15 protein-coding genes and 2 tRNA genes are annotated in these 21627 nt (G+C 34.5%); 10 read left to right on the top strand and 7 right to left on the bottom strand.

Annotation, left to right across the window (positions count from 1 at the left end; all coding sequences use genetic code 11):
- Positions 1-77: 77 nt before the first annotated feature.
- From ACNQGJ_RS04220 to ACNQGJ_RS04210, 3 genes are read right to left on the bottom strand one after another with little or no spacing between them, the layout of a single operon-like run.
- Entirely contained in the window at positions 78-842 is a 765-nt protein-coding gene (locus ACNQGJ_RS04220; RefSeq protein WP_417969768.1) for a hypothetical protein, read from the bottom strand.
- Positions 829-1557: a hypothetical protein gene (locus ACNQGJ_RS04215; protein WP_417969770.1), complete on the bottom strand. Its 729-nt coding sequence runs from the start codon at positions 1555-1557 to the stop codon at positions 829-831. Before ACNQGJ_RS04215 ends, ACNQGJ_RS04220 begins: the two co-directional genes overlap by 14 nt.
- A complete protein-coding gene (locus ACNQGJ_RS04210) occupies positions 1547-2302 on the bottom strand; it encodes a hypothetical protein (RefSeq protein ID WP_417969772.1) in 756 nt (251 codons plus the stop codon). Before ACNQGJ_RS04210 ends, ACNQGJ_RS04215 begins: the two co-directional genes overlap by 11 nt.
- Before the next feature lie 150 nt (positions 2303-2452).
- Between ACNQGJ_RS04210 and pepE the strand changes: the two genes are divergently transcribed.
- Positions 2453-3160, top strand: a complete 708-nt coding sequence (gene pepE, locus ACNQGJ_RS04205) for a dipeptidase PepE (RefSeq protein WP_417969774.1) — start codon at positions 2453-2455, stop codon at positions 3158-3160.
- A 49-nt stretch (positions 3161-3209) separates the two neighbouring features.
- Here the strand turns inward: pepE and ACNQGJ_RS04200 are convergent.
- From ACNQGJ_RS04200 to ACNQGJ_RS04190, 3 genes are all read right to left on the bottom strand, one after another.
- Positions 3210-3285, bottom strand: a tRNA-Gly gene (locus ACNQGJ_RS04200).
- A gap of 46 nt (positions 3286-3331) precedes the next feature.
- Positions 3332-3404: transfer RNA gene (locus tag ACNQGJ_RS04195), tRNA-Gly, on the bottom strand.
- Between the two features lie 925 nt (positions 3405-4329).
- Positions 4330-5052 (bottom strand): murein L,D-transpeptidase catalytic domain family protein, encoded by a 723-nt coding sequence (locus ACNQGJ_RS04190; protein WP_417969776.1) that lies wholly within the window; start codon positions 5050-5052, stop codon positions 4330-4332.
- Between the two features lie 260 nt (positions 5053-5312).
- On the opposite strand from ACNQGJ_RS04190, the gene ACNQGJ_RS04185 reads away from it, so the two are divergent.
- The 9 genes from ACNQGJ_RS04185 to ACNQGJ_RS04145 all read left to right on the top strand — a co-directional run bounded on the left by ACNQGJ_RS04185 (position 5313) and on the right by ACNQGJ_RS04145 (position 18752).
- Positions 5313-7634: a DUF5916 domain-containing protein gene (locus ACNQGJ_RS04185; RefSeq protein ID WP_417969778.1), complete on the top strand. Its 2322-nt coding sequence runs from the start codon at positions 5313-5315 to the stop codon at positions 7632-7634.
- Between the two features lie 133 nt (positions 7635-7767).
- Positions 7768-10185, top strand: a complete 2418-nt coding sequence (locus ACNQGJ_RS04180; RefSeq protein ID WP_417969779.1) for a DUF5916 domain-containing protein — start codon at positions 7768-7770, stop codon at positions 10183-10185.
- A 139-nt stretch (positions 10186-10324) separates the two neighbouring features.
- Positions 10325-11842: a 2,3-bisphosphoglycerate-independent phosphoglycerate mutase gene (gene gpmI, locus ACNQGJ_RS04175; protein ID WP_417969781.1), complete on the top strand. Its 1518-nt coding sequence runs from the start codon at positions 10325-10327 to the stop codon at positions 11840-11842.
- 123 nt (positions 11843-11965) lie between these two features.
- Positions 11966-12637, top strand: coding sequence for a TetR/AcrR family transcriptional regulator (locus ACNQGJ_RS04170; RefSeq protein ID WP_417969783.1), 672 nt, complete (start codon positions 11966-11968; stop codon positions 12635-12637).
- Positions 12638-12660: 23 nt separating this feature from the next.
- Positions 12661-14322: a peptidase domain-containing ABC transporter gene (locus ACNQGJ_RS04165; RefSeq protein ID WP_417969785.1), complete on the top strand. Its 1662-nt coding sequence runs from the start codon at positions 12661-12663 to the stop codon at positions 14320-14322.
- Positions 14323-14324: 2 nt separating this feature from the next.
- Entirely contained in the window at positions 14325-15671 is a 1347-nt protein-coding gene (locus tag ACNQGJ_RS04160) for an HlyD family secretion protein (protein ID WP_417969787.1), read from the top strand.
- The gene (locus tag ACNQGJ_RS04155; RefSeq protein WP_417969789.1) at positions 15671-17059 is read left to right on the top strand and encodes a TolC family protein; all 1389 of its coding nucleotides are present in this window, start codon (positions 15671-15673) and stop codon (positions 17057-17059) included. The genes ACNQGJ_RS04160 and ACNQGJ_RS04155 overlap by 1 nt, the downstream gene beginning before the upstream one ends.
- Positions 17060-17103: 44 nt before the next feature.
- Complete coding sequence (gene map / locus ACNQGJ_RS04150; RefSeq protein WP_417969791.1) at positions 17104-17922, top strand: type I methionyl aminopeptidase; 819 nt, start codon at positions 17104-17106, stop codon at positions 17920-17922.
- The gene (locus ACNQGJ_RS04145; protein ID WP_417969793.1) at positions 17922-18752 is read left to right on the top strand and encodes a class I SAM-dependent methyltransferase; all 831 of its coding nucleotides are present in this window, start codon (positions 17922-17924) and stop codon (positions 18750-18752) included. The genes map and ACNQGJ_RS04145 overlap by 1 nt, the downstream gene beginning before the upstream one ends.
- A 63-nt stretch (positions 18753-18815) precedes the next feature.
- Here ACNQGJ_RS04145 and ACNQGJ_RS04140 read toward each other — a convergent pair whose 3' ends face one another.
- Positions 18816-21626, bottom strand: coding sequence for a M16 family metallopeptidase (locus ACNQGJ_RS04140; RefSeq protein WP_417969795.1), 2811 nt, complete (start codon positions 21624-21626; stop codon positions 18816-18818).
- Position 21627 lies beyond the last annotated feature (1 nt).

Here is a 21627-nt window from a genome sequence, read left to right as displayed (position 1 = left end):
TGTAAATGTTGCTTTTTCTGCTAAAACACGACTTTTAATTTTCGTTCTTACTTCAAAATAAAACCATCTTCAAAAATTTATTTATTTTCGCTGGACAATACAACTTTATATTCTTGCGCTAAACCCGTCATAAAAAATGAAATCCTAGGTTTGTTTTTTGATTCCAATACGCTTAAAAATATTTCATTTTCCACAATGTAATATTTGAATCCACTCACATATTCAAAAGGTATTCCCAGTTTGATTATGAAGTATTCTTCATCAAACAATGCAGCAATCAATTTGACACATTGCTCTTTTTTCTCCAGAACAACTAACTTCTTGAGCCGTTTTGTTCTCCCATTGATTTTATTTGTCAGCGGATCAAGTGGCATTGAACCACCTATCAAATTCAATAACATAGTAGGTTTGAAATCCCCTGCTGTTCTCAATCGTCTTTCTGCAGGTGTATACTTTAGTGGATCCTTAGCTAAAACCCGCTGCGAAACTGCATTTATTGGATCCTTATTGACAATGACTTCTTTCAAAGCTGTTACTTTTAAAACCATTTTTACGTTTAACACCTCCAAAATCAAATCCTCTTCTTCAATTAACTTTCTGTACATTTCCAAATTTACAGCTGTAAAAACTAGCACATCACCCGCTTTTGCCAAAATAATAAAATATCCATCACTATTTGTGACGGCGGTTTTTTGGTTTATTAAATTTAAGACATTTATTCCACTTATCGAAGCTGAACCTACTCTAATTTTGCCGTGAAGTAGTTTATCAGCAGCAGTTTGTCCAAAAGAAATCTGGCACGTTAAAAGTGAAACCGATAGTAGGATTTTATTTATTTTCATCTGCAATAATTGCATTATAATTTTCGGCAAGCCTTACAATTAAAAACATGACCATTGTCTTGTTTTTAGATCGTAATGCATTCGCAAAACCAATATCATCAATGCAATAGTAGTGAAAACCTTTAATGTAATTTGTGGGAATTTTTAAGGTTTCGATGTAGTATTTATCTTCAAAAAGAATTTCGATTCTTGCTAATAATTGTTCTTTTTCCTCAATCACAATTTCCTTTTTCAGCATGGCTTTCCGGCCTGAAATTGCATTCAGCAATCCATCGATACCGTTGCCAGAAGTTGCCGTGTATAATTTTCTCTCGGCTGGCGTGTATTTTTTTTGACCGTATGGTATAATCCCTAAACTTTCTGCTGTGATTGAAGATTCATTGATTATAACTTCTTTCAAAATAATACTTTTAGGAATCATGATTACTGTAATAATTTCCTGCAGTAGATCCTGCGCAATGATTTTCCTGCGGAGACCTTCTAAATTAACGGCAGTAAATATCAAAACATCGCCTTCTTTTATTGCTATGGTAAAGAAACCGTTCACATCCGAAAACGCAGTTTTATCCGTTGTCACATTCTCAATCGTAATGCGATCAACTGCAACAGAATCGACGATGACTTTTCCTTTAATTTCCTTTATGTTTTCAGTTTGAGCAAAAACAACTTGCGCAACCAAAAAGACAACAAATAGTAGGGTATTTTTAATTTTCACTCGTGATTATTTCTTTATATTTAGCTGCTAATTCTCCCATTAAAAAAGTAGTCATTGTCACATTTTTAGATTTTAAAACAGTCACGAATCTTTCGTTTTCAACGATATAATATTCAAATCCTTTGACATATTGAGAAGGTATTTTCAATTTATTTACAAAATAGTCAACGGTAAACATATTCTCTAACTGCCTCAAATACGACTCTTTTTTTTCAACTTCAACCTCTTTTTTAAGCATTTTAGTTCTCCCCGAAAACCAATTTAGCAATGGATCTGCTGATATAGATCCTCCCATCATAGTACCCACGTTAGCTGTGGCATTAAGGTTACTGGCCGTATTTAGCTTTCGTTCCGCAGGTGTATATTTTTTTTGACCCTTTGGAATTATTCCCATTGACACCGCATTAATACCGTTTCTCACAATCACTTCGCGTAATTGATTTACTATGGGCATCATTATTACAGTAAGCATTTCCTGTTCAAAATCTTTTTGGGTTACGGCAATCCGAACGTCCTTAAACTGCCGCTCCGTGAATAGTAATGTATCCCCTACTGTAGCTAAAATAGAAAAATTACCCTCTTCATCTGTAACTAAAGTTTGCTCACTTTTTAGGTTTATCACATAAATCCCTTCCATAACCGCAACATCAGAGGTCACTTTTCCTTTAAATTTTATTCGAGAAGTTTCTTGTGCTACAACATTCGTTGCTACAAACGCCAAATATAAGTACACAATTCTAATCATCCCTTTTTTAAATTTGTAATTCACACCTCGTAAAAGTATCTTAATGCGTTCCAAATTATTTACTAATGGGTTGGTAAAAAAATGTTAATTAAAAAGAGCTAATCAAAAAGACTGATTCAATACCTTTAGCACAAATTATCGACTATACAAATGAAAAATATATTAATCGCAAGTACTTCTACTCTTGCTAACGAGAATTATCTGGACTATTTATTACCTGAATTGCAATTGCATTTTCAAAACTGCAACACAATTCTTTTTATCCCTTATGCAAGACCTGGCGGTATTTCTCATCAGGAATATACTGCAATGGTACGCTTGGCTTTCGCCAAAATAAATAAAAAAGTAACAGGAATACATGAGTTCGAGGACGCAGCATCAGCTGTGAAAAATGCAGAAGGGATTTTTACCGGAGGCGGAAATACATTTGTTTTAGTGTCACAATTATACAAAACCAATACGATGGAGATTCTCTCTGATGTAGTAAAAAATGGAACTCCATATTTAGGAACCAGCGCAGGAAGCAACATCTGTGGATTAACAATGCAAACTACAAACGACATGCCGATAGTTTATCCGCCAAGTTTTAAGACTTTGGGATTACTACCTTTTAATTTAAATCCGCATTATTTAGATCCCGATACCAGCTCTAAACACATGGGAGAAACTCGTGAAACCAGAATAAAAGAGTTTCATGCCTATAATTCTGTACCAGTTTTAGGGTTAAGAGAAGGAAGTTGGCTGGATGTAAAAGGCGACACAATTATACTCAAAGGCGATTTGACAGCACGACTCTTTAGACAAAACCAAATACCCGAAGAACTTAAAAGTGGAACTGACTTACGTTTTATAAAATAATTCTAAAGTAAATGACAAAAAAAACCTCAAACAAGGAGTTTGAGGTTTTTGGAGCGAAAGACGAGGCTCGAACTCGCGACAACCAGCTTGGAAGGCTGGAGCTCTACCAACTGAGCTACTTTCGCATTACAACAGTAAAATAAAAAACCTCAAAATAAATTTGAGGATTCGAGCGAAAGACGAGGCTCGAACTCGCGACAACCAGCTTGGAAGGCTGGAGCTCTACCAACTGAGCTACTTTCGCATTAACAACGGTGCAAATATAATTAATAAGTTTGCTTCAATGCAAGTTTTTTTTCAAAAAATCACAAACTTACCCGCACGAACATTTGTATTAAAGCATATAAAATTCATAAAGAATTTAATATGAAATTATTATACCATTATTACGCTGAAAAAACATTTTAAAAAAATGATGCCACCCGTATAAAAAATCATCGATTTGGAAACATTTGCGATAAGACAATACGTACCTCGAGCAGAAAAATCAATTGAAATTTGTCAATTTGATGGAGATACTTTGGCAACTGTAGTTTAACTTGGACTGCATGATCAAGAAAATTTGACACGCGATATTCCAGTATTCGAAACAAAAAACGATTTATTTACTGCCGAAAAATAGTATCAAAAAAAAGGTTTTGGAGAAAGACTACTCCATTCAAAAAAATATTGTACCCACCAAAGTTCAAATTTAATCCAGTTCAATCCATGCGAAGGACTTACTGAATTTTAAACAAAATGGAATCACAGGTCAAGTCAATGGATTGCCTTTTGACATAAATGTAAATGGAGCTGGAGAACACATTATCGGCTTAAAGGTATCGCTACCCACAAAATTCGGCAACATATAATACGCTGGGAATGGGTACAATTATTTTTTGAAATTGCTTTTTTGTTTATTACACGACACCAATAACAGGGATTCTTTGGCAAAAAGATTGTTTGGGTAGTTTCGGGTAGTTTCAAGATTATTAACAGCCCATTTACTGGATGATTCCATCAATTGGAATCTTGAAGAAATTACAGAAATCTAACAAAATGAAAAAAGTAAATTTGTAAAAATCTGACAATAAGTTTTCTCCAATTATACTATTTTACCGCTTGGAGCGAAAATAATAAACTGATTTCCAGGAAATGATGTTTATCTAGATGTTGAATTAAATACTAAATTAAGAAACTGATTCTGCTCCAAATTTAGAGACTCTTGATGGATGGTATATAAAGAAACATGATTTGTTTTTTATCGTGCTGATAATTTCTTTTGATAATTCTACCGGCACAGCTGGACAACCTTGACTTCTCCCTAGTCTGTGATTGTTTTTGATAAATGAATTAGAAACATAATCAGCAGCATGCATAACCACGCCTCTTGCTCTTGCATTGTCATTAACTCCCTTTTCTAAACCATCTAATTTAAGTGACATTCCATGTTTGCCATTATAAATTTCACCTGTGGCATAAAAGCCTAAACTGCTTTTAAACGATTCCGCTGAATTTGAAAAATTAGAAGCAAATTCATTGCCTGTATTTCTACCATGCGCGACAAGAGAATGAAATAATATATCTCCTGTAACTAGATCAATTACCCAAAGTCTTTTGGTATTCGACGACAAACTAAAATCAATCAAGGTTAAAATATCTTTCTTAATTAATCCTTTCTCTTTCAACGAATAATATCCTTTCAAAGCTTCTGTAAAGCTTTCTGATTTAGGCAACGCAAATTTATCAGAATGCAAATTTTTATATGCCGCTTCAATTTTTGCTTCAACACTAGATTCTACCGTTTTGGCATACACTACTGCTTTAACATCGTTGGATTCAGGAACGCTTGTTTCGCTAGAAAAGAGAGAAAACAGCATAAATAAAATGGTAGGAAATAGATTATAAATCATTGATTGTCTTTAGGTTATAAATTAATTCAAGAGTGCAAACGTACGTCAAAAAACAAGAATCAAAACATTTTTAACAAAAATTTAGTCCATTAATAACGCGGAACTTAATGAAATATTGGGCGAAAAATCATAAAAATCAAAATTTGCATGTTAATTTTGCTATTTTTGTTTAGAATCAACCCCAATTTATGTCAAAATTATATTCTACAACCCTTTTTTTTTTAATAATCTTCAGTGTCAATGGCTTCAGCCAAAAAAAAATGCTTCAAGCAAAATCCATCACTGAAAACATAACAATTGACGCTAAAATAAACGAGCAAGTATGGGAAACAGCTGCAGTAGCTTCTGACTTTATAATGTTTGAACCGGATAATGGAAAACCGATAAGCAATGATAAAAAAACAGAGGTAAAGGTATTGTACGATAACAATGCTATTTATATATCGGCATTACTTTATGATAATGAACCAGGAAAGATTCAGAAAGAAATAACAAATCGTGATGTTTTTGGGGTTTCGGATCACTTTTCTGTTTACATTAATGGCTTTAATGATGGACAACAAGATTTTCGATTTTTTGTAAGCGCCGCGGGTGTACAAATGGACTGTTTGGCAACAGAAGATTATGAAGATTTTACTTGGGATGCCATTTGGGACAGCGAAGTAACACTCACTGAATTTGGCTGGGTTGTGGAGATGAAAATTCCTTATGCCGCTTTGCGATTTTCGAAAGCCGATAAACAAACGTGGGGCTTGAACTTCATGCGTGAAATTAAGCGAGATGTGCAAAAATATACTTGGAATAGGATTGACACTAAAATTGGAGCTGTTATTCCGCAAGCGGGAATTCTTCAAGGAATTGAAAGCATAGAAACGCCAACCCGACTTTTCTTGATCCCATATTCATCAGCGTACTACCAACAAAGTGATATTGGTTCTGACACCACTTTAAAAGCTGGGTTGGACATAAAATACGGCATCAACGATTCCTTTACTTTAGATGCTATCTTGGTGCCAGATTTTGGACAGACAAAATTTGACAATGCTATCTTGAATTTAGAGCCTTTCGAACAACAGTTGGAAGAAAACAGACCGTTTTTTACCGAAGGAACTGATCTATTCCGCAAAGGAAATCTATTCTATTCCCGAAGAATTGGCGGCGCTCCAAGCACGGAACCTGCAACTATTGAAAATGAGGAAATAACCAATTATCCAAGTACGGTAGATTTATTGAATGCTGTGAAAATATCAGGCCGTACAGAGAAAGGGCTGGGAATTGGATTCCTAAATGCCGTTACCGAAAAGACAAAAGCAACTATTTTAAATAATGACACTGGTGAAGTCAGAAAAGAGGTCATTGAGCCACTAACTAATTACAATATGTTAGTATTAGATCAACGTTTCAACCAAAACTCATCGGTTTCATTTGTTAATGCAAACACGACACGTAATGGAAGTTTCAGAGATGCGAATGTTTCGGCATTATTGTTTGATTTGAACACAAAAAAGAACTCCTATAATTTATTCGGAGATTTTAAATACAGTACTATCAATACGCTTGAAGATTACGATGGTTATAAAGCCGAATTAAATTTTAGAAAAACCAGTGGAAAATACCGCTATTTACTTTCTGGAAAATATGTTTCAAAAAACTATGATGTAAATGATTTAGGAATAATTTTCTACACTAACTACCATAACGCATATGCCAGCGGTAGTTACAGAATTGTAAATCCAACAAAAAATTTTAATACATTTAGAGTGAACCAATTTGTCAATTTGGAAATCGAAAACACCACTGGAAAACTGCAAACTGGTGCATTTGGAACGGAAATAAAAGCAACAACATTACACAACGACTACTTAGAATTTGTGGTTGAATTTTCACCATTCAAAACTTTCGATTTTTATGAACCTCGAGAATACGAAAGATATGTTTTTATTCCTGAAAAAGTTTTTACTGCTGTAAATTTTACATCTAATGAAAACAATGCTTTTTCGATAATTATCCAACCGTCGTTTACAAAATACAATGAGAATGGACGAGGTAATTACGGTCTTTATGTAGGTCCAAAGTACCGATTCAACGACAGATTCTCTTTAGCATACACATTGGACTATATTAACCGAAAAAACGATAGGGGCTGGGTTGGGTTTGACGATGCCGGAATCATTTTTGCCGAACGTAATCGCGAAATACTTCAAAATGATTTTACCGGCAAATATTCGTTGAACAACAAAATGACAATTAACTTAACGGCCCGTTATTATTGGTCATACTCAAAAAACCATCAGTTTTTCACCTTACAAGACAGCGGTTATTTGACACCAAATACTACTTATACAAAAAACAAAGACAGAAATTTTAATTCTTGGAATTTTGATTTATCGTATTCATGGTGGTTTGCCCCAGGAAGTGAAATTTCTGTTTTGTATCGTAACTATGGTTTAGAGAGAGCCGCTGTAGTCGAAAAAGATTTATCTAAAAATTTAAAAAATATCTTTAACAGCGACCTAACTAATGTTCTTTCCGTAAGCATCCGCTATTTTATTGATTACAATGCTGTGAAAAATAAATTTTAATTTTCTACTTTAATTGTAACATTTACGTAAAAAAAGAGTCTAATAGTGCAAACTATGTAGTCGCTTAGTGCTTTGTACCATTGAAGCTTTTTGGTTTTTCTTAATTTTGCATCAATCAGTAATCAATCATTTCATGAAAAATCAATTTTTACTTTGTTTTCTATTAGCAAGTTTTTTTGGCTACAGCCAAAAGAAAGTATTACAAACGAAATTCATTTCGGAAAAAATTGAAATAGACGGTAAATTAGATGAAAATACCTGGAAAACCGCTGCAATTGCTAGTGATTTCATCATGTTTGATCCAGACAATGGCAAAGCAATTCCAGAAAATAAGAAAACAGAAGTAAAAGTTCTTTACGACAATGACGCTATATATATTGGAGCTGTTATGTACGATGAAAACCCAGATAAAATTTTACGAGAAATAACCCAGCGCGATAATTTTGGTACTTCTGATCTTTTTGGTGTTTTTGTAAATGGTTTTAATGATGGACAACAAGATTTTCAATTTTTTGTAAATGCAGCTGATGGTCAGGCAGATTGTATTACCACAGATACTAACGGGGAGGATTATTCCTGGGATGCCGTTTGGAAAAGTAAAGCTGTAATTACCGAAAAAGGCTGGGTGGTAGAAATGAGAATTCCGTACGCGGCACTGCGTTTTTCTGGTGAGACTAAACAAACATGGGGACTTAATTTTTTTAGGGAAATTAGACGAGATCGCCATAAATATACTTGGAATTTCATTGATTCAAAACTAGGAACGTTCACCCAACAAACTGGGGTTTTGGAAGGAATTGAAAACATAAAACCACCTACTCGACTCTTCCTTTTACCGTATTCTTCCTTTTATGTAAATGCTAATGCACGACAAAAAACATACGGAACACTTAAAGGCGGATTGGATTTAAAGTATGGAATAAACGATGCTTTTACGCTGGACCTAATTCTTATTCCTGATTTTGGACAAACAAAATACGATGATCAAATTCTGAATTTAGGACCATTTGAGCAGCAATTTAACGAGAACAGGCCCTTTTTTACCGAAGGAACGGATTTATTCAGTAAAGGAAATTTAGTGTACTCGAGAAGAATTGGGGGAAACCCAACCAATTATCCAACCGCTGGTGTCAATGAAAAAATCATCGACAATCCAGCAAGTGTAAACCTTATCAATGCTTTAAAAGTTTCTGGAAGGACTAAAAATGGATTGGGAATAGGAATTCTGAATGCAGTTACCGAAAAAACTTGGGCGTCATTTCAAAATAATAACACACAAGAAGTACGAAAAGAAGTAGTGGAACCACTAGCAAATTACAATGTCTTAGTGCTGGATCAACGCTTTCGCAAAAATTCCTCCGTTGCATTTGTAAATACAAATGTAACTCGAAATGGAAGTTTTCGTGATGGAAATGTTACGGCCTTGGTTTGGGATTTAAACACCAAAAAAAATACCTACAACCTTTCAGGAGATTTCAAATACAGTTACATCAATGCCGTTACAGATAAAAAAGGGATTTATTCCCAACTAAATTTGTCTGAAACCAGTGGCAAATTCCGACATGGTATGGGAGCTGAGATTACAACCAAAGATTTTGATAATAATGATTTAGGAATTAACTTTGAGACTAATTATTACAGTTTGTATGGTAACACCAGTTATCGAATCCTTAATCCGACAAAGTATTTTAACTCTTTTGACGCCCGAATAAAAACTTATTCGCAATTTCAAAAAGAAACCGGTAAATTACAATCCGGTAATATTAACTTTCAAATTAATTTGAAAAATAAAAAGAATCATTATTTAGGAATAGGATTGGATGCTAATCCAGTAGAAACTTATGATTATTATGAACCGAGAACTGCTGACAGGTACGTTATAAAACCAACTAAAATAGGCGGATTTATATACATTTCGACCAATTATAACAATAGTTTCGCTTTTAATTTCAATCCATCTTACGCTGTTTTTGATGAGGCTGGAAGAAATTCTTATGGTTTTTCTGTGGGGCCACGATATCGTTTTAATGACAAGTTTTCCCTGAATTACAACTTTAACTTTTTTAGACAAAACAATAATAAAGGGTTCATTGACAGTGTAAATGATGATATGAATGCAACAACACCAAACACGGTACTTTTTGCCAATAGAAATGTAATTACATATTCCAATACGCTTTCTGGCAAGTATGCGTTGAACAGCCAAATGACATTTAATATTTCGTTACGTCAATATTGGTCGTATGCCGAAAATAAGAACACTTTATCCTTACAACCCAACGGACGACTAGCTGATTTTGCAGGATACACAACAAACAAAAACTCGAGTTTTTACTCCTGGAATGCCGACTTGTCATACACTTGGTGGTTTGCGCCCGGAAGTCAGGTTTCGGTTTTATATCGAAATAATGCAGGTGCATTTGAAAGAAACATTAATAAAGAGTTTACTGACAATGTTACTAATCTACTCAACAACGATGCACTGAGTCATGTGTTCTCAATAAGTGTGCGTTATTTTATAGATTACAATCAAGTTAAGAATAAATTCTAAAGGCATTACTTTAAAAAAGACCTCTTTCCACAACAAAATAATCATTATTTGTTATCATTAGCGTACGAATGCATAATAGTGATTTCCATTCATTCGAACATTTTTAGAAATACTTTATCTTTGTACAAAATATAGTATAATGAACAAAAAAGTAATTCTTATGATTCTGGACGGTTGGGGAAAATCGCCTGATCCGAAAGTCTCAGCAATTGATAATGCCAATGTCCCATTTATCAACAGTTTATATAGAAATTTCCCAAGTGCTCAACTTCGAACTGATGGATTAAATGTTGGACTTCCTGAGGGACAAATGGGAAACAGCGAAGTAGGACACATGAATCTGGGTGCTGGTCGAATTGTTTACCAAGATTTAGCCAAAATTAACCTCGCTGTCGCACATGATACTTTAGCAAAAGAGCAAGTTTTAGTTGATGCCTTTACCTATGCGAGAATAAATAACAAAAAAGTGCACTTTTTAGGATTAGTTTCTGATGGCGGCGTGCACTCTCATACTTCTCATTTGCGCGGTTTAATTGACGCGACACAACAACACGGATTACAAAAAGTTTTCGTTCACGCATTCACTGACGGTCGTGACGTGGATCCAAAATCCGGCAAACATTACATTCAGGATCTACAAGATTACATAGCGACAACTACCGTAGAACTGGCTTCGGTTGTGGGACGTTATTATGCAATGGATCGTGACAGACGCTGGGAAAGAGTAAAACTGGCATACGATCTATTGGTAAACGGAATTGGAACACATTCCACGAATGCAGTTGCTTCCATCGAAGAAAGTTATGAAGTTAACGTAACTGATGAATTTATTTTTCCTACGGTTATGGTCGATGAATATGACAAACCGCGAGCTACTATTGAAGAAGATGATGTTGTTATTTTCTTCAACTTTAGAACAGATAGAGGTAGAGAACTAACTGAAGTACTAACTCAAATAGACTGTCATGAACAAAACATGCACAAACTTAATTTGTATTATGTCACGCTCACTAACTATGATGAAACCTACCAAAATATAAAAGTCGTTTATAACAAAGATAATATTACTGAAACACTTGGCGAGGTATTAGAAAAAGCACATAAGAAGCAAATTCGCATCGCCGAGACAGAGAAATATCCTCACGTAACTTTCTTCTTTTCTGGTGGACGAGAACTCCCTTTTATTGGCGAAAGCCGCATCTTGAAAAATTCTCCAAAAATTGCAACTTATGATTTGCAACCGGAAATGAGTGCATTTGAATTGACCGATGCTTTAATTCCAGAACTAGAGAAAGAGGAAGTAGATTTTGTATGTCTAAATTTTGCCAACGGCGATATGGTAGGCCATACCGGGATAATGAGTGCTGCAATACAAGCGTGTGAAGCGGTTGACAAGTGCGTAGAAAGAGTAATTACAGCAGCATTAGCCCATAATTACACTACAATCGTAATTGCGGATCACGGAAATTGTGAAACCATGATGAATCCTGACGGAAGCCCTAATACAGCGCATACTACTAATCCAGTTCCAATTATTTTAGTGGACAAAGATTTACGAATTATTCATGATGGAGTTTTGGGCGATATCGCACCAACTATATTAGAATTAATGGGAGTCGAAAAACCAGCGGTAATGACTTGTCATTCTTTGCTGTAACTAAAATAAACAGTACAATTTGAATTAAAAGCTATTCCTTATGAGTAGCTTTTTTTATAAATAAAAGTTAAAATCTCATTATTGATAGCAATACTATTATCTTTGCGTGAAATATGATCAACAATGAATACGATACTGCCCAATTTAAAAATACAAGTCAACGAAAAAATCTATGTTAAGGATCCGGAAACCTCACCTTTGGGCAAGAAAATTGTGGAACAAAGTATCCTTTTGATAGACGAAATTGGATTCGATAATTTTACCTTCAAAAAATTAGGAGAAAAAATAGGTTCCAATGAAAGCTCCATTTATCGCTACTTTGAAAATAAACATAAATTATTGGTTTATCTATCTTCGTGGTACTGGAGCTGGATGGAGTACAAACTAATTTTTGCAACGACTAATATTACGGATCCAAAGGAAAAACTTATCAAAGCAATAACCATCGTCACTGAAAAAGTTGCTGATGATACGAACACAGCGTACGTCAATGAAGCTATTTTGAATAAAATCATTATTGCTGAATTCACAAAAACATTACACACAAAAGAAGTAGATCAAGAAAACAAAGAAGGTTTTTTCCTGATTTACAAAAGGGTGATTAATCGAATTGTAAGCATTGTAAGTGAAGTCAATCCGGAATACCCTTTTGCCAAATCACTAGTTTCTTCTATAGTTGAAGGAAATTTGCATCAGAACTTTCTAACGGAGCATTTAAAAACGATTACAGATTGTAATGAGTCTGTAAGTACAACGCGATTTTATCTAAATCTTACAGAAAATATCCTACGATAATCCATATAAAAAAAATAGCTCCTATGACTCCTTTAAAACGTTTTTACAACTTACTTGAATTAGATAAAAATGATGTTTACCAAATATTTTTCTATGCCATTTTTGCCGGATTAATCAGTTTATCTTTACCGCTTGGAATTCAGGCGATCATAAACTTTATACAATCTGGCAGAGTAAGCGCTTCTTGGATAGTTTTAATTATTCTAGTGGTTTTTGGTGTCGCATTAGTTGGGATTTTATCTTTAATGCAACTCCGCATCACCGAAAATTTACAACAAAAAATATTTGTTCGTTCCTCTTTTGAATTTGCGGCTCGCTTGCCAAAAATAAAAACAGAAGAACTATATAACTCCTATCCACCGGAATTAGCCAATCGTTTTTTTGATACTATGACAATCCAAAAAGGAACTTCTAAGCTATTGACGGATTTTTCAGCAGCACTTTTACAAATAGTTTTCGGAGTAATTTTACTGTCTTTGTACCATCCTTACTTTATTGTATTTGGTATGTTATTATTTTTTCTTCTATATTTCATCTTTAAATTTTCTTACAAATCCGGACTCGAAACCAGCTTAAAAGAATCTAAATATAAATATAAAGTTGCCAGCTGGATACAAGAAATGGCCCGAAATAATTTTAGTTTTAAAAATGAACTACACTATAATTATGGATTGCAAAAAAACAACAATCTGGTTAGTGATTATTTAAACAATCGGGAGAAACATTTTAAAATTATCCAAAGACAATTCAGTCAATTAATTGTTTTTAAAGTCATAATAACTGCTAGTTTACTATCGATAGGAGGATTTTTAGTGTTATCACAGCAAATGAATATTGGGCAATTTGTGGCTGCAGAAATCATTATTTTATTAGTAATCAATTCCGTAGAAAAAATAATAATCGGGTTGGAAACATTATATGATGTCCTGACGTCCGTTGAAAAAATTGGAGGTGTAACCGATTTAGAATTAGAGGAAGAGGCTAGTTTCAAAAGCAACACCTATTATACCAATATTTCATTAGAAACAGAAAGTCTTACCTTCAAATTCCCAGATTCTGAAAAAGAAATATTGAATGCGATTTCACTAAAAATTGGACAAGGAGAAAAAATCGCAATTGAAGGAGAAAATGGTTCCGGAAAGACAACGTTTATAAGGATTTTATCCGGTTTACTACAACCTACATCCGGTTCTTTTTACATCAATGATGACACGTTTAGAAAAATAAATATGAAGCAATACCGTTCTCAAATCGGCAGTATTATTCACGGTGAAACGCCATTTGAAGGCACGCTTTTAGAAAACATTAATTTTAACGACAACTCAATAAGCACAGAAGATTTAAAATGGGCAATTGATGGCGTACAACTTTCGGCATTTATAAAATCATTGCCCAAAGGTTTGGATACACGCATTTTCCCGGAAGGAAAACAATTGTCATCGTCCAATACGCAGAAAATGCTGTTGGCTAGAAGTATCATTCATAAGCCGAAAATACTTTTCTATGAAGATCCAACAGACATGATGGATGACAAAGTAGCTAATGAAATTATTGATTTCATCACTTCTGAAAAAAACAAATGGACGATTATCGTCTCGTCAAAAAATCCGTATTGGAAAACCAAATGCAATCGTAGAATCACCATGCATAACGGAGCGATTCAACTTGATTTAAAAAATATTTAACCATGTTAAACATCTCTGATAACAAAACAAAACTGCCGTCACTTGATCGATACGAAACAGTAAAAAACTTGACTAATAGGCCCCACTATAAAATTTTGAATAAAATTATAGCAGGCGTTTCTATACTTGGGTTTGTAGCACTTTTTCTGCCGTGGACACAAAATATTTCAGGAACTGGAAGCGTAACAACATTAAAACCAAGCCAAAGACCACAATCGATTCAAAGTGTGATTTCGGGTCGAATTGAAAAATGGTACGTTCAGGAAGGGGATTTTGTCAATAAAGGCGATACCATACTGTTTATCTCCGAAATAAAAGAGGAATATTTCGATCCTAATTTATTGGAAAATACGGAAAATCAAATAAATGCCAAAAGGCAGTCTTTACAATCGTATGGTTCAAAAGTAACCACGTTATCGGGCCAAATTCAAGCCATTGAAAGAGAAAAGGGTTTAAAGGTGGAACAAGCCAAAAATAAAATCAAACAATCTCTTTTGAAAATAAAAAGTGACAGTATGGATTTGGTTGCCGTAAAAACCCAGCTGAAAATAGCCAATACACAATACGATCGTTCCGTTCAGCTGAATAAAGAAGGACTAAAACCACTGACTGATATTGAGGAAAAAAGACTGAAATTACAAGAAGTGGACGCTAAGATTATCACGCAAGAAAACAAATACTTAACCAGCAAAAACGAGTTAATCAACGCCAAAGTTGAAATCAACAGAATAGACGCGGAGTACGCCGAGAAAGTTTCAAAAGCTAATAGTGATAAATTTACAGCACTCAGCAGTCAGTACGACACCGATGCACAGGTTAACAAACTCGAAAATCAATATGCAAATTACAGCATTCGCAACGGCATGTATTACATCAAAGCATCGCAAAACGGCTATATCAATAGGGCGCTACAAGCCGGTTTAGGCGAAACCATAAAAGAAGGAACACCAATTGCGACCATAATGCCTTCAGAATATGATATTGCGGTTGAAACTTTTGTAAACCCAATTGACTTGCCATTGCTAAGCAAAGGAGAAAAAGTTCGGGTTTGGTTTGATGGCTGGCCTACAATTGTATTTTCAGGATGGCCCGATATGTCTTATGGAACTTTTGGCGGCGAAATTGTTGCCATTGAAAACTTCATTAGTGCAAACGGCAAATACAGAGTATTAATTGTACCCGATAAAAATGAAGCCAAATGGCCTAAACAATTGAGTATAGGGGCCGGAGCACAAACTATTGCACTGTTAGATAATGTTCCTGTTTGGTTTGAATTATGGAGAACTTTAAACGGATTTCCTCCAAACTATTACACTCCAGCGACCAAAACCACAAAAGAAAAGAAATAATGAAACATCTATTTTTAGCGTTTTTATTCTTTGGGTTTTCTGTGACCGCACAAGAAATCACATCTAAAGAACTTACCTACAATGAGTTTCTAGGCTATGTAAAGAAATACCATCCTCTAGTTAAGAATGCCAACTTAGAAATCAATAAAGCACAAGCTAATTTGATGATGGCTCGCGGTGGCTTTGACCCAAAAATCGAGGTAGATTTCAGCAAAAAACAATTCAAAAACACCGAATATTATTCCATATTAAACAGCAGTTTTAAAATCCCCACTTGGTATGGAATCGAGATTAAAGCAGGTTTTGACAATAGTGACGGTGTTTATTTAAATCCCCAAAATACGCTTCCCAATCAAGGATTAACTTCCCTAGGAATAACCGTTCCTCTCGGGCAAGGTTTGTTTATCAATCAAAGGATGGCTGATGTTCGAAAAGCAAAAATACAGATGCAATTGAGTCAGGCCGAACGAAAACTGCAGGCCATTGTTGTTTTGTATGATGCTTCCTTGGCATATTTCAATTGGAAGAAAAACTTCAACGAAGTACAACTGTATGAAGAATACAATAATAATGCACAAATTAGGTTTAAAGGAATTCAGTCATTAATCAAACAAGGAGATAAACCTGCGATAGACAGTGTTGAGGCAGGAATTATTGTAAAAAACAGAATACTTAATTTGGAAGATTCCAAGCTTAAATTGGCTAAAGCCAAATTAGAACTCTCTAATTTTCTTTGGTTGGAAAACAACATTCCACTGGAAATATCCGATGAACTGATCCCCGAAACACAATTGGAATTTACGATCCAGGAAAGTTTAAAAACTAATGATTTATTGACTGTTGATTTCTCCATCACCAATCATCCAAAAATCAATGCTTTGCAAAGTAAAATTGATATACTCAACGTGGAAAAGAAACTGAAAGCCAATATGCTGTTGCCGAAAATTGATGTGGGTTACTCCTATATTGCAGAACCCAGTTATATTGACAACTATCAGTTTGAGGATTATAAAATTGGATTGGATTTTTATTTTCCTTTGTTTCTTAGAAAAGAACGAGGAAGTTTGAAATTAGCGAAATATAAAGTGCAAGAATCTGAATTTATATTGGATTTAGAAAAAGTGCAATTGACCAATAAAATTAATGCTCAAAAAATAGAAATTGAATCGTTATTAAAACAAAAAGTGTTAATAAAAGGTTTGGTAGTCGACAATCTCACGATGTTAAATTCAGAGGAACGTTTATTTTCTTTTGGTGAAAGCTCCCTGTTTTTAATCAATACCCGAGAGAACAATTTAATCCTTGCTCAGCTTTCAAAGATCGCTTTGGAAAACCGTTTTTACATTTCAAATTCAGAGCTCTTTAAAATAATGGCTAATCCGGATTAAATAATTTATAAAATTGTATTTTTGCAAACTGAAAATATGAAATTATGATTATTGTAAAATCCCGTGAAGAAATAGAATTGATGCGCGAAAGTGCTTTGATAGTATCAAAAACATTAGGAATGGTTGCTTCTGAAATAAAAGAAGGAGTCACTACTTTATATCTGGACAAATTAGCGGAAACATTCATTCGTGATCATGGAGCTGAACCAAGTTTTCTTGGATTATATGGTTTCCCAAACTCACTTTGCATGAGCCCAAACGCGCAAGTGGTTCATGGAATTCCAAATAATACGCCTTTAAAAAGTGGTGATGTAATCTCTGTAGATTGTGGCGCCTATAAAAACGGCTACCATGGCGATCATGCTTATTCTTTTGAAATAGGTGAAGTTGCTCCTGAAGTAAAAAAATTATTGCAGGTAACTAAAGAATCTTTGTACGTTGGAATCCGCGAATTAAAATTAGGAAACCGTGTAGAAGACGTAGGAAATGCAATTCAAAAATACACGGAAGCACATGGCTATGGCGTTGTTCGTGAGTTAGTAGGTCACGGCGTAGGACAAAAAATGCATGAAGATCCTGAAATGCCTAATTACGGTAAAAAAGGCAGGGGGAAACTTTTTGTAGAAGGTATGGTTGTTGCTATTGAACCCATGATTAATATGGGAACTCGAAACATTAAGCAACACAAGGACGGCTGGACAATTACGACTGCAGATGGGAAACCAAGTGCACATTTTGAGCATGACGTTGCAATTATTGATGGAAAACCGGAAATTTTATCAACTTTTGGATATATCTACAAAGCATTAGGAATTATAAGCAACGAAGAAGATGAGTTTAGACAAACACCTTTAGTGCTATAATGAAAAAACTTTTTAAACTTATACTCAATACCATTCCGCGCCCTTTACTAATCCGTTTAAGTTATGTTGCCCGACCAGTTCTTGCATTTGCATTAAAAGGAACGACATTCACTGATCCTATTGACGGGAAAAGTTTTAAAATGTTTCTGCCGTACGGATATGGAACGCAACGAAATAATGTGCTTTCGCCGAGCACACTTTCGTTGGAAAGACATCGTTTATTGTGGTTGTATTTAAATGATGAAACTGATTTTTTTCAATCTGAACTTGTTTCAGATTCTGTTACAAATTCCAAAAGAATACAATTAAGAGATGCTGAAACAAATTCAGCATTAAAAGTACTGCATTTTGCACCTGAACAAGCTTTTTACAAATTGTTTCGCAATCAACAAAATCTGGATTATACTACAACTGATTTATTTTCGCCCTTGGCGGATGTAAAGGCTGATATTTGTAATTTACCTTTTGAAGACAATCAATATGATGTTATTCTGTGCAATCATGTTTTAGAACACATTCCGGATGATACAAAAGCGATGGAGGAATTGTATCGGGTTTTAAAACCGGGTGGAATGGCTATTTTACAAATTCCACAGGATTTGTCCAGAGCTACCACTTTTGCTGATGACACCATTACGGATCAAAAAGAACGCGCTAAAATCTTTGGTCAATACGATCACGTTCGGATTTATGGACGCGATTATTTTGATAAATTACGAAGCGTTGGTTTTAAAGTAATCGAAGAAGAGTATACCACTAAAATTGCACCCGAATTAATAGAAAAATATTGCTTGGCCAAAGGGGAAATTATCCCGGTTTGTTTTAAATAATTCACCATAAAAAAACCTGCTAAATTCAACTTTAGCAGGTTTTTAGTTTGTAATTAAATTGGTTTATTTTTTTTCGGGCATTAATATTCCAATTACTTTATCTTTTGTAAGGTATTTTTTTGCAATATCTTGAATATCCTTAGCCGTTACTGCATTAACCGTTTCTTCAAATTTCAAAACTTCTTCAGCGCTGCTTCCATTCGTATAGGATTTAGTAAAATTAGACAACCAATATCTATTTTCTTTACTATCTTTTCTGAAATCAGCTAGTTCCCCTTCTTTAAATTTAGCCACATCTTTTTCATCTGGTCCTTTATCAATAATGTTTTGAAGTTCTTTTAAAGCAGAAGCTGTCAATTTTTCAGCATTATCTGGTCCACATGGAAACCCAATTGAAAAGCTGTAGGATCCATTTGGAACTTTATTCAAACTTCCTCGTGCCGAAACACCATAAACGCCACTTTCATTTTCACGTAATTGTTCAATTAGTTTGATAGTCAAAACTTCGCCTAAAGCTTGCATACTCATCCCATCTTTAGCAGAATATTTTGCATCTCCATAATACATAATAGTTACATTACTTTTAGGATCTGTTCCTTTATTAACCACTTTTTTCAAATCTCCTTTTAGCAATCTATATCCTAAATCTACTGTTTTCTCTTTTTTATCAGTCGTAGCCAAAGACGCTAAATATTTTACAGCATATGCTTCCATAATTTTATCGTCAATGTTTCCAACGAAATAAAACTCAAAATCAGCCGCATTGGCAAAACGCTCTTTGTATTTAGTGTAGGCTAACTTGTAATCTGTTGCAGCCCAAGATTGATCCGTTGGCATAATTCCGTTGAATCTTGGATTTTCTTTGTTCAAATAAGTATAAAACTCTTGTTGAAAATAGTTTTGTGGTTGCGAAGCCATATTCTTAAAGAAACTAGACTGCTTTTGTTTAAAACCTTCAAAAGCTTCAGGATCATAGTTCAAATCAGTGAAGTACGCATAGGTCATTTGGAACAAATACTCTAAATCCTTTGGAGTGGTATTCCCTCTTAAACCTTCGGTAGCACTACCAATATATGGACTCACTCGTGCAATCTTACCCGTCATAAATTTATTGATATCATTCAATTTTAATCCTGAGAATCCAGCTTCTGCCAAGGCTCCGTTAGCAAATTGAACTTTTTTCATATCCTCGTTAGTATATAAATTAGTTCCACCAAGACTCACTGCTTCAAAAAGAACCTCATCATTTTTGAAATCTGTATTCTTGTACGTTACCTTTACACCATTGGACAATACTAACGTTTTTGTTCCAATTTTAGCATTACTTTCACGCGTAACAATTGTACCTGGTTTAATCTCATTTCTTATTAAACTTGTAGCGACGGCTGCATCTTCATAGGGCTTAAGATCATCCGTATTAATTTTCAAAGCATCAAGAACTTGTTGTTCCGTAACTTTTTTTAACCCTTCTTTTTCAGGACCAGTAAGAATAATGACGCGATTGTCCTCTTTTATGTAATCTTTAATTAAACCATTAACGTCTTTCAAATCAATCAAAGGCATCAATTGTTTCATCGTTTGATACGTCCATGCAATTCCTGGAACTGGCTCTTTTTCCAAGAAATTAGCTTGATATTCTCCAACAAAATTAACTGAATTAGTCTTATCTCTGTCGTTGTATGCTTTTTCAATAGACGCAAGAAATTCTAATTTTGAACGTTCTAATTCTCCTTGCGTAAATCCAAATTTCTTGGCTCTTTCATTTTCAGTTACCAATACTTTCAAAGCGTTTAGTTGCTTATCCTCTTGAGACATTGCCACAGACTGATACGCTTTTTTATTTCTGGCAAAAGTTCCGCCATAGTACGAATATCCATAAGTAAATGGAGGTGTCGATGAATTTGTAAGCTCATCCAATCGCGAATTTAAAAGTGCAGCAAATAATCCCTCAACGATATAATTTTTGAAATCTCCAATATTTACAATTGGTTTTGGAGCTCCATAATCTTTATAAATCAATTGTACTTGAGCACTGGAAGCTTCCTTATCACTTTCAACAGCTACAAACGTTTCTTTGTGATTGGGCACATCGTAAAACTTTCTAGGTTTTTCTTTAGCTGGATTTTTATAACTCGAAAAATGAGCAATGATTTTCTTCTCCATTTCAGCTACATCAATGTCACCAACAACAATTACGCTCATCAAGTTAGGACGATACCAATCCTTGTAGAAATTAATTAACGATTGGTGTTTGAATTTTTCTAAAATTTCTTTTTGACCAATTGGCAAACGTTCCGCATAATGGGAATCATGCATCATTTTACCAATGTAGCGTCCCAACATTCTTTTTTGAGCGCCTAAACCCAATCTGTATTCTTCTAGAACTACGCCTCTTTCTTTATCGATTTCTTCTGGTGTCAAAACGGTATTAAATGCCCAGTCCTCTATAATTTGAAATCCTTTTTCTAATTTTTCAGGATTATCAGACGGAATTGGTAAAAAATAAACCGTTTCATCAAAACTGGTGTATGCATTTAAATGTTGCCCAAATTTTACGCCAATACTTTGCAAATAATCCACTAATTGATTTTTTGGAAAACGCTTTGTTCCATTAAAACACATGTGCTCCATAAAATGCGCCAATCCTTGTTGATCATTCTCCTCCAGGATCGAACCAGCATTTACAACCAGTCTAAGATCTACTTTTTTTTCCGGTTTGGCATTTTTCTTGATGTAATAGGTTAAGCCATTTTCAAGAGTACCTGTTTTTACACTAGGATCAAATGGAATTGCTTTTGAGTAATCCATTTGCTGGGCAAAAACAGCGAAAGGAAATAGCATAATTCCGAATACTAAATTGTTGATTTTTTTCATA

The organism is Flavobacterium cryophilum (genome assembly GCF_048286555.1).
Taxonomy (GTDB): domain Bacteria; phylum Bacteroidota; class Bacteroidia; order Flavobacteriales; family Flavobacteriaceae; genus Flavobacterium.
The sequence above is the reverse complement of the archived record's forward strand: the minus strand, read 5'-3'. Positions and strand labels throughout refer to the sequence as shown.